Consider the following 15,673-nt stretch of genomic DNA (forward strand, 5'->3'; position numbering starts at 1 on the left):
AAAACAAAAATGGCGGCTCAAACGAGCCACCACTGTACTTGTTTTTTCAATAAACCCCAAACGAAATGAGATTTATTTGTAATTAAGCTAATTAGTAGCTTGCAACAAGTGTTACACCTGAGAAGCTAGAGTAGCCACGTAACTTGATGTAATAGGTTGCACCTTGGCCTGAACTTAAACTACAAGATTCATTATTACCATTTAAGAACGGACGACAGTCATAGGTTGATGTCGTAGGAGCCGCACCTTTACGAACATACAAGTCTGCATCGCCAGAACCACCAGAGCTTGCAACTGTTAATGTTACATTGGCTGGAACATCAATGGTGTATTGCAACTCTTGGCCAGATGCACCAGCTAGACCACTTACTGGGATGCCGTTTTCTAGGCAGTTGCTACCACAGCCACCTGGATCTGATGAGTAAGTACCTGTGAGGGTCGCATTTGCATACGCAGCGTAACCATTTAGCATCACATACCAATCACCTGCAGTTGGATTGGTGAAATCGCATGATTCATTGTTACCATCCAGATACGGGCGACAAGCGTAACTATTTAGCGTTGGTTGAGTGCCTTGCTGTACATACAGGTCGGCATCGCCAGTACCACCAGCAAGTGAGAAGTTCAGCGCGCTAGCGCCTGCTGGAACAACCAACTTATAGAAGGTTTGCTGACCAGATGCACCAGATGCACTGACGCCTTGGCCATTAACCAGCTCTGTGATTGGATCTGGATCTGGGTCCGGATCAGTGCCATCAGCTAGTGTATAAAGTAGCTCGTTAGGTGAACCGCTTTGTGGGTTAGAGACTTTACCTTTTGATGAGCGTTGGCTCAGCAAGCTATCAATTTGTGACGGGCTTAGACTTGGGTTTTCATCCAAATATAGCGCAACAGCACCCGCAACGTGCGGCGCGGCCATCGAAGTACCGCTGATGGTGTTGGTTGATGTATCTGAGTTATACCAAGCAGAGGTGATGCTTGAACCCGGTGCATAAATATCTAGACAGTTACCATAGTTTGAGAAGCTTGAGCGGGCATCGCTGCTTGTGGTTGAACCCACAGTGATTGCATCGGCTGCACGTGCAGGTGAGTAATTACAGGCATTGCTATTGTCATTACCCGCCGCGACAACAAAGCTAACGCCTGAGGCAACTGCGTTATTTACTGCGTCATCAACCGCTTGAGAAACGCCACCACCCAAACTCATGTTAGCAACGGATGGGCCTGATGCATTGTTTTTAACCCAATCGATACCAGAGATAACGCCTGAATATGAACCCGAGCCGTTACAACCCAATACTCTTACGCCAACGATATTGACGTTTTTCGCTACCCCATATTCACCGCCACCAATTGTGCCTGCAACATGGGTACCATGGCCATTACAGTCTGTTGCATCATTGTCATTATCAACAAAGTCATAACCATGTGATGCACGGTTACCAAATTCATTGTGACTAATGCGAACACCGGTATCGATAACATAAGCCGTTACGCCAGTACCATCAAAATCATAATGGTAGTTTGAGTTTAGCGGTAGATTACGTTGATCGACGCGATCTAGACCCCAAGTAGGGTTAGCTTGGTCGCCGCTTGCTGTGATAGCGGGGGTCACTGTAACCACTTGGTCTTGTTCGATATAGTCAATATTTGGGTTATTAAGCAGACCTTTTAGTTGTTTTGCAGATGCATTAATGACCACACCATTTAGTACACCACCAAATTCTTTTGTAATGCTTACGTTATGTTTGTTTTCTAATGCTTTTGCTTGCTTATTAGCAAAGGCTGCAATTGCTTTGCTGTTTTGAACGTTAAGGACTGAAGGGGTGCTAAATACAACAATGTATTGATCTTTAATTGCTTTGTTTGATTCTACGCTAAGTATTTTAGCGGCTTGTGCGTTGACTGAGGTCAAACCCGCTAATACTGCAAAACTAATAGCACTTAATTTACGCATTTTGTTGTTCCTTGCATGTTGTTTTGTTTAATTGTGTTTACCAATCTCAAGGTTATGAACTTATCTAGCTGCTGTAGACGCGTTATTCACCAAAGTTCAACGCTTGATTGCGTTTGTTTTGAGATAATGAACAACGCCAGCTAAATAAAAATTGCACATAATTTCGACTGGTTACACTAGGATAGAAGTAAAGCTTAAAAAATAAACAAAAAATACAAAAAAAATTTACAATGTGTTTTTTAATGCATAGGTTAGCTGACCAAATAAGCGAGAGGTTTATCCTTGTTCTTTATATATTATCAATAAATACAGTTGGTTAATTTTTATTTTAGAGAGGGGTAACGCGACAGGGTAAGAGGAATAAATAGGCTGGAAAAATTCCAAATGAGTATAAGGTATGTGATTTTTGTTAATTTATCTTTACATTTAAGCTTGGTTTTTGACTTTTGAATTGTAAACAAGGACAAAGCCAATCAAGGTGAAAACCATGCTTATTATTAAACTTGGTTGATACAGCTTTAACTTCTCTTTGATCCTCATTTTCTATGCCGCTTTGTTGAATATCGCGGTGATATAACCTGAGGTTTGGATAAGGAATGTTCCAACTTATTGTTTCTAAAGAATAACTTAGTTTTTTCCTTGTCTAGCCAGAGAGTTTTAGGGAAAACACCGCTTCCGCGTCCTGCTCTCGCTAAGGTACCTACATCCTGTAGGCAAGGCGAATTTACGCACCAATAGCTGGCTATTGGAAGTGAATTCAACGCAGTTAGCGCTAAAACTGGCTGCTAGAAAGGCATTAATTATCCGCAGCTCAGGTTATATAGCAACTTTAAAGCCACTAAACCATCCCAAGTTAAGCCCTTTTTGCAGTAACTGCATCACCATTGCTGTGCCTTGTGCTAAATCATCACTTTGCTCAGCCGCGTATTCACAGACAAAACTAAACGGCAGCGCGTTCTTCATGCTTTGTAGACAAGCAAATTCGGCTTCCGTTAACGAGTGATACCCAGTGCGCATATCGCGCTCTCGGGCGAGTATCCAATAGTTCGGTTTTGTCGACACTTCAGGGACCGCTGTACTGTTCTTTAACGCTTGCCAGCAGTCAACCGCATTATGTGTAAATCCCAATAAATGAACGCTGGGGTGAAAAGTAAACTGCAAGTTTGGAAATTGTGCTGCTGCAATTTTTTGTAGGTGCACAAGTCCCAATTGAGGCGCATCTTCTGCGTCAAATACACTGAGTAATGTACGTTCAAATTGTGCGATTTCAGTGAGAATAGGGTAGAGCTTAAATGGCTCAAATTGGCTTAAATATTCAGGAAGCGAATCGCCAAACTGGCGCAATGAGGTCGAACACGAAGGAAAGTGCTCTAGATAGCCCGAAAACATCTCATCAAACAGGGCATCACCCAAATAAAAGCCAAGCATTTCATGATCTTGTTCTAACACTTTTTTTAATCTGATGTGATAAGCATTAGTGTATATTTGTGCGCGTTGTGCGACATTTAGGCCGCTTTGATATTCAATTTCAGCTATTAATTGGCTGTCATCGCCTTTTAGCATTGCAATAAAGGCGTGTTGCAGCGCGGCGAGATCAGCCATATGTTCTCCAACTGCTAGGGGCTATTCCTTTGGCCAAGTTCAACTCTTGTAATAATCCCGCGAGTTCAGGAAAGTTATCATCACGTTCAATCATGGTGTTAATAGGGGATCTGTTTTGAGTGTATTGGCGATACAAACTCCACACCTCTTCGCAAATAGGTTGGTCGTGCGTATCAACAATATGTGTCCCAAAATCGCTATGACCAGCCAAGTGAATTTGTGCGACCGCTTGTGTTGGTATGGCGTTTAGGTAAGTCATTGGGTCGAATTTGTGATTGCGCGAGCTTACATATACATTGTTAATGTCGAGCAATAACTGGCATCTGGTACGTTGGTGCAATTCGCTCAAAAACTCCCACTCTGTCAGTTCAGATTGTTTGTAGTTTAAATAACTTGAGACATTTTCGAAGATCATTGGGCGCTCAAGGTAATCTTGTACTTGATTGATTCTTGCGGTGAGATGTATCAGCGCTTCTTCGGTGTAGGGAAGTGGCAATAAATCATGGCTATTAAACTCGCCTAAGCTGCTAAAGCAAAGGTGATCTGACACCCATTCGGGTTCAACCCGTGCGATGGTGCGTTTAAGTTGCGCAAGGTAATTCATATCTAGGGGCGAAGTACTGCCTATCGACATCGATACTCCGTGCATCACAATGGGGTAGTGTTCTTTAATCTGCGAGAGGTAATACCAAGGCTTGCCGCCGTCGACAAAGTAATTTTCAGAGATAATCTCAAACCAATCTACTTGGGGTCGGGTGTCGATAATAGCGTCAAAATAACACGTGCGTAGGCCAAGACCAAAGCCCAGGAAGGGTACTGACATAATTGCGCTCTTTTAATGCATTATGCGTGTTTATCTATTGCAATAATAATCTTGATAGATAAACACGCGCCGAGGTTAAAGCTTATTAGCTTTTCGCTTTGCCACCAATATCAGCACAGGCCTTTGCTGGCATGCTGACAAATCCAGTCCCTTTGCAAGAAGCGTGTCCCGCACAAGCATTACTTGCGGTTTTACAATCGTTATGGCCTCCGCAAACGTTGACATCGTGGCAGTGCACGAGGTCGGCCTTTGCGACACTGCCAACCCAAGCGTCTTTTTGATTGCCACCGACATCACTACACGCTTTACTCGGCATGGCAACAAAGCCAGTGCCTTTGCAAGAAGCTTGTCCTGAGCAGGCATTACTCGCTGTTTTACAATCGTTATGTCCACCACAAACATTGACATCATAACAATGCACTAAATCTGTTTCAGCTGTCGCAGCTTGTGCACTCGTGGAATTGTTCTCTGTGCTATTACAACCCACTAAACCCGCTACCATCATCGCCATCGCAGCGCCCGTTAATGCTTTCATGTTTTTAATCCTCTTTGTTATCTATTAACGTGCTTAGCTTCGGCCAAGGGGCTGCTTATCTTTCAAGTTTGTTTTTGCAGCAGTTTGATGGCCATTTATACAAGGCAGAGCCAGCGTAGCATAGTTGTTCTATGTAAGTCTGGCGATAACACAGTAGAAATGCCAATCAAGCGCTGCCCTTCGGGTTCACCTGAGTGTGCTTCGTTCTTTGTTGCTCAACTTTAGCTTAGCCCACTATGCGGCAAGTCGAGCGCCGCGATCAAAACTCACTCAGGAGAACAAAAATCAAACAGCAAAGGTAAGCAGCCCTTGGGATTCTCGAAACGCAGTCACGTTATAAAAGACCTAGTAACCGCAAGATCCATTTCAGTGTAGAAGAAAAAATGACAATCTAACCGAATAAATGATCATTAAATTTGCTCAGGAATGCTTCACGCTCTATCTACGAAAAACGCGTTTACAGTTTATTACAGTTGTGTCGAGGAAGTTATTGAGTCAATGAAGCTTACACACTATCATTGCCGGCCAAAAAAATGATAAAGATCAAATGGAGTAGTAATGATCAAAAAACTAAGCGCGGGTATTATCGCAACGTTATTCTTTGCCGGTTGTAGCTCAGTTCCTCTTGAAACAAAAGAGCTTTCTGATAAAGCAAAGCAATATGATGCACCGAAAGATGGCATGGCTGGTCTATACATTTACAGAGACTCAATGCTTGGTGCTGCGCTAAAGAAAGACGTTTGGGTTAATGATGATTGTGTAGGTGAAACTGCACCCAAAGTTTTCTTTTATAAAGAAGTGGAAGGTGGCAAAAAACATAAAGTGTCTACTGAATCAGAGTTTTCACCCAATGACCTATTTGTAGAAACAGAAGCTGGTAAGCATTACTTCATTGAGCAGTACATAAAGATGGGTGTGATGGTTGGTGGCGCTAATCTAGAACTGGTTTCTGAGGAACAAGGTAAAAAAGCAATCAAACCGCTTAAATTAGCGGTACAAGGTAAATGTAGTAAGTAATATAACTAAATTTACTCTCTTGTCGAGGCTAATATCTTATTAGCCTCCTATATTCATTTACTTCTTTAGCTTTTACACTTTACGAAAGTAAGAAGGCGTTAATCCCGTCCAGCGCTTAAATGCGCGGCGAAAATTAGTGATGTCGCTAAACTGTAAAGCGGTTGCAACTTGTTCATTGGAATAGCCTTGCTCAGTCACATAAAACATGGCTTGTTGACGATGCAGTCTGTCTTTTTCGTTAATAAAAGTAGTCTGATGTAGCTTGAGTTTACGTTTAAAAGTTGCAGCGCTCATGCCCATCATTTCAGCGATTTGCTCACTATGATATTTAGGATATTTTAATTGTAAGCGATGCAATTGGGCGAGAAATCCACGCTGTGGTGAGGGCAAGGTTTTTAACTGCCGAGCCACTAAATAAGGAAAAGTGCCAATTTGCTGCTGAGCTAAAGCTTGGTTACTCATTACAACGGCAAAATCACTGTGATCAAAGCTGTAAGCTAGGTGTATATGGCTCAGGTATTGCGCGACTTGTTTTGGCTTTGTATACGGAAACTGCAATGTTAATGTGGTTTCTGGGCTGCGCCACTTAAGGTAGCCACAACAAAGGCTTGCCATTGTTTCGCATAAAAATCGCGTGACCGCAGGCTTACCTTCTGCAATGGCGGGTGAAAACAGTAAATGGCAGCTTGTTTCTGTCTGGAGTTTTCTAATGTGGTAAAAAGGCAATATATCCAAACCTTTAAGCAGTAGAACTTTGAGTAATTGCTGTATGTTGTGGCAATTAAATAGCAGCTCGGCATGGTGACTGATCAGCGTATTAAGTAGGTATTGGCCGTAAATAAAACTGACTTCCTGACAGCTCGCCTGACTGACAAGGTTGCTTACTATTGTTTCAAACTGCTCATAACTAATGCAGGTTGGATTAGCGTGCAGATCGGTATAAAACAATTTACTGCCTTTCAAAATGACGTCTGCATGTACACCGTGCTGGAAAGCCAACTCCACCAAGGGGAGTGCAAAGTAGCGACTCGCAAGTTGTTTTGTTTGGCACTCAAAATAGGACATTAAGCCGCAGCTACCTTGGTCTGATTCAGCTCGTTCACAAGCGCTGCTATCAGAGGTTCAAATTCACAGTGTTTGTCATCAACTTCGATACAGCTCCATCTCACTGCACTATATTGCGGCTGGTTTTCACCGTCATCATAGTTGGCATGGCGGGCGATAAATTCGGCCGCACGGTTAGCAAAAGCTTGGGCTTGAATATGGTTGGTTTGCGGGTGAACGACCACAAATTTATCTGCTGCAAAACGACATAGCAGATCACTCTCTCGCATGCTCAAAGAGAGCATATCGGCAATATCGCGCAGTAACTGATTACTTTTTTGCAAACCATGCTGGCGAGAATAAGCGGCAAAATCACATATATCGAATAGTGTTAAGCAAAATGGGCTATTGCCATTGGCAAGGCGGGATTGTTCGTGGCGAACCTGATTTTGCATATACTCAACGCTGTAGAGGCCGGTGACAAAGTCGGTCATGCTGTGGTCACGATAAAAACGCTCTTTTTTCATTAAGGTTTGATTGAATATGCTTTGTTCTTTGTACCAGTAATAGGCTGAAATACTCATCAGCACCATGCCAAAGCAAGCAGGGATCGCTTCAAAACTGGTTAAATAATGGGGTGTGAACACCACCATCTCATCTAAAAAATCCCACAGCATAGAAACATACATGGCACTCAACCCTGCAAACAGTAGGTTAGTGACGAGTCCTTTTGGTCGAGTGAGCAAGGTCACCGCAATCCAAATCAGTGTCATCAGCGTGAGGCCACCTTCACCAAGGCTATCGAGCCAATTGACGTCCGACAGTGGTCGCAGTACTGAGGTATAGGCCGTGATGGTAATGGCAACCAGTGTGAGTATAACTAGTAGCAACCACCGCGATTGATGAAGTAAAAAAGGCTGAAGTTTCATGTTTGTTGTCTAGTCAAAATGTAGAGCGATATAGTAAAAATTTGCGCTTGGTGCTGATAGGGTCAATTTAGCTCAGTAAAGGCGATGTTTTTATGACAAAAACCGCAACACTTTTGCATAGCTGCAGCTAGCAAACCGATTGTTATTCAGAGTTCAGGTTAAATATCGTTGCCAAAACCCCAAGCGCTGGGGGGTCATATCGGCTCAAATTCACGAGTTCGGCCGGCATAAACGCCCTGTTAAAGGCTGCAGCGCACTCAAGTGAAATAAAAGCGTCACGTTTTCGCACTAGGGTAGCCGCGACGTTTTAGCGGGGCGCTAAAATTCTACTCAACCTGTGCGAGCAAATAATGAAAAAAAATCTACCGACTAGCTTTACACTTTCTGCCGTTGCGATGATCTGCGCTGGACTGACGTTAAGCTCAGCTGCAAATGCTAACACCCTAACAGGGCAAGTCAGTTCCGTATCACAAAAGAGCCACTTTCAAGGGGCTAAAGTGGTGATCAAAGAATTAGATAGAACCCTTATCTCTGAGCGAGATGGCCGCTTTACGGCAACTAATCTCCCGGCGGGTAATTATACGCTTGAGATAAGTTATCTTGGCGCTGAAACCGTGACTAAAAGCATCACAATTACTGATGACCAAGTCACCGATGTTCAAGTACAGCTTGGTTCTCAAACGGGCCAAATGGACGATATTATTGTTGTAGGGCAAAGAGCTGGACAAGCAGGTGCATTAAACCGACAAAAAAATGCTCTGTCACTTAAGTCGATCGTCAGCGCGGATTCCATCGGTCAGTTGCCGGATCAAAACGCAGCAGAAGCACTGCAACGTCTGCCTGGACTTTCTATTCAACGAGATCAAGGTGAAGGCCGTTTTGTGGCAATTCGTGGGATCGACCCAAATCTAAACAACGTCACCATCAATGGTGCCAACGTGCCTTCTCCTGAAGCGGGCGTGCGCTCGGTGGCGATGGATGTCATCCCAAGTGAGTTAGTGCAAAGCCTAGAGGTGAGCAAAACGGTCACACCGGATATGGACGCATCAGCTGTGGGCGGTAGCATCGAAGTAAAAAGCCTCAGTGCTTTTGACCGAGAAGGGCAGAGCTACAGCGTAACGTTACAAGCGTCACACAATGAACAGGTGAGCGAGACCAGCCCAAAAGCGTCGTTTAGTTTCACTGATATTTATGCCGCAGGTAAAGAGGTGGAAGTTGGGGTTGCAACGGCGGTATCTTGGTTTGAGCGTGAGTTTGGTTCTCATAATATGGAAACCGACGGCGGCTGGATGGAACTAGAAATGGACGATGTGAACTCAGGAGAAGAAGTGAGCTTCTTTGGTGCTGAGGAAATGGAGCAGCGCCACTATCATATTACGCGAGAGCGTTTAGGAGCGGCACTGAATCTTGATGTCCATCACAAAGGGTTTAACAAATACTACTTACGCACGCTCTACAGCAAGTTTTCTGACGATGAATTTCGTCAACGCAATGAGTACAAGTTTGACAAAGGCGATGTATTTACCGATGAGCTAAGCCAAAATACGGCCTATTTCTCGGGTGCAGAAATGGATAGAGATACCAAAGACAGAGATGAAGAGCAAAGCATTTTATCTGTGGTTTTGGGCGGCGAAAACTTAGTGCAGGATTGGTTTATTGAATACAGCATTGGCTACTCGAAATCAGATGAAAGCGAGCCAAATCGCTTGGATACCTCATTTGCTGGAGAAGATTTTGCGTTAGGGTATGTACTGGATGGTAAGACACCCTCGCTTGCAGCGGATGAAGCTTCTCAGCAGCTTAGCAATTTTGAAATCGATGAAATTGTCTGGGAGAACAACCTAAGTGAAGATGAAAATACCAGCTTTAGACTGGACTTAACTAAAGACTTCACTTTACTTGGTCACAATGCGCAAATTAAATTTGGTGGTAAATATGCCGACCGTGAAAAGTTTAACCGCGTTGACGCCAAGCTATATGACGGCGGCTTTGATGACCTAACGGCGAAAGACTTTGCCGCCAATGAGCCTGAGTATGAGCTTGGGGCCTTTGGTCCGGGTTTAAGTCGCGGCCAGATCCGCGACTACTTCTACAGTAATCGCAGTGCCCTTGAGCTAAACCAGCTTGAAACTGACATTGAAACGCAAGGTCGCTCATACACCAGTGAAGAAACCGTCACCGCGCTCTACGCCATGCTGACGGTCGACATTGATAAACTCAATGTTATTGCAGGCTTTAGATACGAAGACACAGATTATGCAACGAGTGGTAATCGTGTTGAACTCATTAATGATGAAGTAAATGACGTTGAACGCGTCGAGATCAACCAATGGCAAGTTGAAGATAGTTACGACCATTTATTACCAAACTTAACATTACGCTATGAAATCAGCGATAAACTGATCACCCGTTTTGCCTATACACAAACTCTTGCGCGTCCAAGTTTTGAAGATGCAGCAGCATTTCAAATCATAGAAACAGAGACCACAGAAGATGATGGCGAAGTTGAAATTGAGCGCAAAGCCGAAGTCGGAAACCCAGACTTAGACCCATACAAGTCAACAAACTATGACTTCTCGGTAGAATATTACCCCGGCGCGATTGGCGTGTTATCTGCAGGCGTTTTTCACAAAAACATCGATAATTTTATTGCCAAAGCCGAGGTGCAAGATAACGGTCAGTGGCAAGGCTATAAAGAAGTTATTCAAAGCGTTAATGGCGGCGCCGCTGAACTGACAGGGGTGGAGCTTGCGTACACGAAGAACTTTCAAAACGGTTTGATGTTCTCAGCTAATGGTACATTTATTGACGCAGATGACAATCTACCAAACCAATCCGACACCGTGGGCAATCTGATGTTTGGTTATGAAAATAGCCAAATAAGCGCAAGGTTAAGTGCATCGTACAAGAGCAAAAGCTTTTTGTTTGAAGAGAACAAGCAGCGCGTTTTCCAAGACGACCATCTGCAACTCGATTTCAGCATGAAGTACTTTTATACCGAGCAAACTCAGCTTTATTTCAACGCGATCAATTTAACCGACGAGCCGATGAGCATTTATCAAGGCGACACTCGTTACAACTACCAATACGAAACCTATGGTCGTTCATTTGAGCTTGGAGTAACGGTAACGTCCTTCTAACAGAGAAAAGTAGAGGTGGGTGTCCTTGTAAAAGCACCCACCGTATCGAGCTAGGGTATTAGCAGTATTAGCAGAGCTGTATTAGCAGGACACCGAGCTGTATTAGCAGGACACCCACCTTATTTATATGCAGGAGGATGCAGTGGTAACACTGTGTTGGTAATAATGAAAATAACATCAGTAGCTTTACTATTCGCGCTTAGTGGCGCAGCGCAGGCCGCGGAAAATATTAACTTTCTGGCCTTTGGGGATGGCGGCTATCACCCAGATTATCCAAAAACAAAGCACATTAAATCGCCTAAAAATAAGGCCGAGTTTATTGCTGCTGAAAAGGCGGATTGGTTAGAAGAGCATCGCCCGCTCGAAGAGTTCAACCATGCGCCTATCTATGTTTATCCGGGAACCGAAACCGCAACGGAGGAAACCGGTGCGTTGGTGGTTGGACAGGCAATGGCCTCTTTGTGTGAGAAAAAGCCATGCAACTTTGCTATTCAGCTTGGTGATAACATCTATCCTGACGGTGCGGCGGCTAACGATGGCAAAGACGACCAAAAGCGTATGGATGACTTGATTCTAGGGCCGCTAAAGCCACTCCTTATTCAAAACCCAGAGTTGGTTGTGTACTCAGCATTGGGCAACCACGATTGGAAGACGTCTCGTCGCGGCGTGAAATTACAGACCGAGTGGATGGCTAAGCAAGCTAATTTTCATATGGATGGCAAAGGTTATTACAGCTACACCTTTGGTGAGAAAGGCAATAACGTCGAGTTCTTTGTGCTTGATACCAATATGTTGCTCTCTGGTCAGCATTATTACGAAATTCCACTAAAACCGGATGGTAGTGAACAGGGACTGGCAAGTGCACTGGCCAGTGGTCAAGCCGAAGTTGAAGACATTGAAAAACATGAGCAACCTGTCAATGGGGAAGATCACAGGCAATTGGCTTGGCTTGCAAACGGGCTTAAAAACTCAACCGCAAAATGGAAAATTGTATATGGACACCATGTACTTTGGTCGATTGGTGGCACCAAGTACGATGAAGCTCATGTGCTACGCCGCTTAATCTTACCCGAACTATGTGAATATGCAGATGCATATATCGCAGGCCATGAGCATGATTTGGAACTGTTAACGGACGACTGTTCGCGTGTACTCCCCGGAAACACAAAGCCTAAGTTACCACTTATTATCAGCGGCGCCGCATCAAAAATGCGTGGCACGCATACACCGCTTGCTAACTATCAAGAAAAGCGTTATCCAGAGTACGACCTAGTCTGGAATAAAGCTTTTACTTGGGGCTTTGCGCATATCGAATTAGACAACCAAAAAGACATGCTCAATGTGTCGTTTTACTCAACACCAAACGATTTAAGCGGTCAGCTGGTGCCAGAGCAAAGCTTTAGCTTCGCTCACCGCAGTAAGTAACGGATCAGCAGGCGATAAACATGCGGTTTTAAGTATTTAAAAAGGGTGAAATACAGATTAAATGTAATGCTGTGTAATTGATAACTTCCGTTTTGATGAACTAGATTTAACAGGAGTTTTACATCTTAAGGAAAGCATCATGCTACCGTCATCAATTACACGCACTAAACTCCAACTACTTGGAATGTCATTATTGCTTGCTACAAGTACACTGGCTGCGCCAAGTGCGCTTGCTTACTCGAACGATACTTCTTGTAAACCGAATAACGATTGGTTTGGCAGCCCTGTGCCAAACCCTCCTGAAGGTGCAAATAGTCCGTTTGCATTTAAAGATGGTAAAGATCTCTCGACAAACTGCGATTTTCATCAGTGGTCGTGGAATAAGTTTCTTTATTTAACGCAGCCTGACAAGCGTGCTCCTGGTGGCTTGTTGATGTTTGGTTCTGGGTTTTGGCAGGTTGATAATGCGCTAAAACCTTATTTTGCCCCTTGGAATGATTTATTAAATCCAACCGGACTTCGCCCCGCAAATGTGTTGATCCTTGAAGATATAAATCAAGCAGGATCAGATGGTGTTATTTACAGCAAGTTTGGTGGGACGCCCGTACATTATTCGATCCACGTTAACGATACTTATATGAAGTCAGCAACCTCCCACCCTAAAGCAGATAGCAAAGCTGAATTTGCTGTGGGGTCGGTTGAGTTAAAGGTTGCTTGGATGGATGTCAAAGCGCTGCAGCAAGTCTATCCAAAGCTTGATTTAGCTGAGCATTTTTATATTCGTAAAGCGGTTTACCAAAAAGACAATAAATATAGCGGTACGGGAGAAGTAGCGCTCGTTGGCATGCATGTTGTCGGTGTGGTTGAAAATCACCCAGAGTTTATTTGGGCGACGTTCGAGCATAAATTGAGTGCACCAGATTACTACAGCTCTGAGGGAAAGTTTAAGAAAAGCACGGCTTACTTACAGCAAGATAAAGTAGTGAGTAATAGTCACGATCTGCTATTTTATCGGGGCGGAACTGAGGTGCAAAATGCACATTTAACGTATCCAGCTTCTGAAACTACGACCAACACGTTTCGTTTATATCAGTACGGCGTGCCAAACGGCAATCCATATATAGCGGGTAATAACCCTGAGCTGGTGGGGAGTCAGACACAACAAGCTCAAGATGAAACTAACTTCAATAATATTACTGAACTAAATAGCTTAGTGAATGTAAAACTGGAACAAAAGAATCCAGTTTGGAGTAACTACTTTTACGCCGGATCAATCTGGCTGAGCACGCAAGATTACGATTTTGCAAATGGCATTAGTGGCAATATCGTGGGTAAGGGAGCCAACGAGGCGTTACGCGGCTCATTGGCAGTTGCCAATATTACTATGGAAACTTATACCCAAACTTTCAGCGATGTCACTGGCAGCGAGCCACAAATTAAACCAGCTAACTGTTTCAGCTGCCATGGTATAAGTGCAGGTAAATCAACGATGCAAGTAAGCCATATTTACAATAACTATTTGAAGTTAATGCAAAAGAGTCAGTAAGTCAGGTTTCCTGAATGCGCACAGGCTCAAAATAGTAAGCCACCGATTTTAGCGGTGGCTTATTACTTCAAGGAGTTTAATCAATTTGCTTTGTGGGTTGCTTTATCTTTTGCATTAGAAAGAACAAAAGTCCTATAAAAACGATATTGATGAAAGCCATGATAAGGGCTACTTGATCCTCTGAGTGCCCGCGAAAGTCAGACAGCAAATCAGCAAAGATAAACAGGCTATAAAACGTACCTGCTACATTTAAGCCCCATCCTACAAAACGGGATGTCTTTACAAGCTGAGTGTAATCGCTAAGCTTTGCCATAATAAAGTGATACCCATACATCACACCAACGGCTGCCATCATTAAGCCGACTGCTGCATTGTCGCCTCGTTTATTTAAATAATATGCATCGAAACATAAAGCACCAACTGCAAAGATGCCTATCAAAATAACAATGGCTTTAATCAAAAATTCAGCGACTGGGTTGGGCTCTCGCTTTGTTGAAACTTGAGATCTTGTCATCGTAACTTGCTGACCATTCCGTATTACTTGTTGCGGCTGTTGTTGATAAGCTTGACCATATTTGGGTTGTTGATTTTGCACACTCACATCACTGATTGCACGAGTGGGCGTTCCTTCATCTAGAATATGCTCAACGCATTTCTTAATTAACTTATTTATTGTCACAAAAACTCCTTGTCATAGAGATTAATTCGAGTATTACCAAAACTCTTTATCTAGTGGGCGGTTATTTTTTAGGTCATAAAAGGGGGCTTGTTTTACTAAATCTTCGCCTAATATTTGAATATGGTCTTGGTGGTCAAGATAGGGGCTTTCTATCGTTTCTTGCCAACCTTTATAAAACGAACTTGGTATGGGCTGAGTGGTATCCATAAAACGGTGGATTTCACTCCACAACTGCACGCTGCTGTCCATATCCTTTGGCTCCCAATCGGTTGAATAAAGTGTCTGGCGCTTAAGTGTTTTTGGGTATCGCTGTGGGGCTAAAAACGCGAGATTATGCCTCACACCTTTACCCGAGGAGACCTTTACAATATACAGTTCAACTTCATCAAGTGTTAACGAGAAGCTCCCTTCGTTATTGCCAATGGGAAAAGTGACAAGGCCAGTATTTCGGAAGAAGTCTACCCGTAGTATCTCAGATGTATGGTGTTTAATTCTGTGAACTCGATAAAAAACGAAGCTTGCAAACGCCACTAACCCAATCATAAGGTAAAGGATATGAGGCTCAGACTCTTTCAGATATACGGGGAGACAAACAAGCGCAAATATTGAGGCCATATAAGCAAAAACGATATTCGCAAGTTTCCCTGCTCGCGCAAAGTCAGCTCCGCCTAATGCGATACGTAGGTTCGATGAGAGCACGTTATTATCTTGCAAGACAAAGTCTGCTTTACTATTTACAGCCACTTTTTGCATGCCTTTACTAATGTTAAAGTCTCGTGGTATCGAGTCCTCTATTTTTAGTAGCGGTATTTCTTCTATTGGCCGATCATGCACTACCTTATCTACAGGTGCCGAGGGAGTTAACGTTTGCGTCTCCTTTTTACCCTCAGTTTCCATCACCTTTTCAACAATTGTTTTTACCAAAATAGCTATAAAAGCGAGAACTGATTGATTGGATTTTAACTTGTCTCTCATG

The 15,673-nt window shown here is 43.5% G+C and carries 12 protein-coding genes and 1 pseudogene; 5 read left to right on the forward strand and 8 right to left on the reverse strand.

Features of this window, described 5'->3' with window-relative positions; all coding sequences use genetic code 11:
- Positions 1 to 91 precede the first annotated feature (91 nt).
- The 4 genes from EXT48_RS22540 to EXT48_RS22560 all read right to left on the reverse strand — a co-directional run bounded on the left by EXT48_RS22540 (position 92) and on the right by EXT48_RS22560 (position 4,917).
- The gene (locus tag EXT48_RS22540) at positions 92 to 1,957 is read right to left on the reverse strand and encodes a S8 family serine peptidase (RefSeq protein WP_130165869.1); all 1,866 of its coding nucleotides are present in this window, start codon (positions 1,955 to 1,957) and stop codon (positions 92 to 94) included.
- Between the two features lie 816 nt (positions 1,958 to 2,773).
- The gene (locus EXT48_RS22550; protein WP_130165870.1) at positions 2,774 to 3,559 is read right to left on the reverse strand and encodes a DNA-binding domain-containing protein; all 786 of its coding nucleotides are present in this window, start codon (positions 3,557 to 3,559) and stop codon (positions 2,774 to 2,776) included.
- Positions 3,552 to 4,382 (reverse strand): DUF692 domain-containing protein, encoded by an 831-nt coding sequence (locus EXT48_RS22555; RefSeq protein WP_130165871.1) that lies wholly within the window; start codon positions 4,380 to 4,382, stop codon positions 3,552 to 3,554. Before EXT48_RS22555 ends, EXT48_RS22550 begins: the two co-directional genes overlap by 8 nt.
- 85 nt (positions 4,383 to 4,467) lie before the next feature.
- Complete coding sequence (locus EXT48_RS22560; protein ID WP_099031235.1) at positions 4,468 to 4,917, reverse strand: hypothetical protein; 450 nt, start codon at positions 4,915 to 4,917, stop codon at positions 4,468 to 4,470.
- A 159-nt stretch (positions 4,918 to 5,076) separates the two neighbouring features.
- Here EXT48_RS22560 and EXT48_RS23970 point away from each other — a divergent pair.
- Positions 5,077 to 5,292, forward strand: a pseudogene (locus EXT48_RS23970) (hypothetical protein).
- A 183-nt stretch (positions 5,293 to 5,475) separates the two neighbouring features.
- Complete coding sequence (locus EXT48_RS22570) at positions 5,476 to 5,934, forward strand: DUF2846 domain-containing protein (protein ID WP_130165872.1); 459 nt, start codon at positions 5,476 to 5,478, stop codon at positions 5,932 to 5,934.
- Positions 5,935 to 6,006: 72 nt separating this feature from the next.
- Here EXT48_RS22570 and EXT48_RS22575 read toward each other — a convergent pair whose 3' ends face one another.
- Both EXT48_RS22575 and EXT48_RS22580 read right to left on the reverse strand, forming a co-directional pair.
- Positions 6,007 to 6,999 (reverse strand): AraC family transcriptional regulator, encoded by a 993-nt coding sequence (locus EXT48_RS22575; RefSeq protein ID WP_130165873.1) that lies wholly within the window; start codon positions 6,997 to 6,999, stop codon positions 6,007 to 6,009.
- Complete coding sequence (locus EXT48_RS22580) at positions 6,999 to 7,907, reverse strand: diguanylate cyclase (RefSeq protein WP_130165874.1); 909 nt, start codon at positions 7,905 to 7,907, stop codon at positions 6,999 to 7,001. The genes EXT48_RS22575 and EXT48_RS22580 overlap by 1 nt, the downstream gene beginning before the upstream one ends.
- Before the next feature lie 350 nt (positions 7,908 to 8,257).
- On the opposite strand from EXT48_RS22580, the gene EXT48_RS22585 reads away from it, so the two are divergent.
- The 3 genes from EXT48_RS22585 to EXT48_RS22595 all read left to right on the forward strand — a co-directional run bounded on the left by EXT48_RS22585 (position 8,258) and on the right by EXT48_RS22595 (position 14,018).
- Positions 8,258 to 11,047, forward strand: coding sequence for a TonB-dependent receptor (locus EXT48_RS22585; protein ID WP_130165875.1), 2,790 nt, complete (start codon positions 8,258 to 8,260; stop codon positions 11,045 to 11,047).
- Between the two features lie 165 nt (positions 11,048 to 11,212).
- Entirely contained in the window at positions 11,213 to 12,472 is a 1,260-nt protein-coding gene (locus tag EXT48_RS22590) for a metallophosphoesterase (protein WP_130165876.1), read from the forward strand.
- A gap of 139 nt (positions 12,473 to 12,611) precedes the next feature.
- Positions 12,612 to 14,018 carry a hypothetical protein gene (locus tag EXT48_RS22595; protein ID WP_130165877.1) on the forward strand — a complete coding sequence of 469 codons (1,407 nt, stop codon included), beginning with the start codon at positions 12,612 to 12,614 and terminating at the stop codon, positions 14,016 to 14,018.
- Positions 14,019 to 14,094: 76 nt separating this feature from the next.
- Here the strand turns inward: EXT48_RS22595 and EXT48_RS22600 are convergent, their stop codons facing one another.
- Both EXT48_RS22600 and EXT48_RS22605 read right to left on the reverse strand, forming a co-directional pair.
- The gene (locus tag EXT48_RS22600) at positions 14,095 to 14,697 is read right to left on the reverse strand and encodes a hypothetical protein (RefSeq protein WP_130165878.1); all 603 of its coding nucleotides are present in this window, start codon (positions 14,695 to 14,697) and stop codon (positions 14,095 to 14,097) included.
- Positions 14,698 to 14,730: 33 nt separating this feature from the next.
- The gene (locus EXT48_RS22605; RefSeq protein WP_130165879.1) at positions 14,731 to 15,672 is read right to left on the reverse strand and encodes a hypothetical protein; all 942 of its coding nucleotides are present in this window, start codon (positions 15,670 to 15,672) and stop codon (positions 14,731 to 14,733) included.
- Between the last annotated feature and the right edge of the window lies 1 nt (position 15,673).

Origin of the sequence: Pseudoalteromonas sp. CO348, assembly GCF_004208845.1 — a bacterium.
In the GTDB taxonomy this organism is placed as follows: Bacteria; Pseudomonadota; Gammaproteobacteria; order Enterobacterales; family Alteromonadaceae; genus Pseudoalteromonas; species Pseudoalteromonas maricaloris.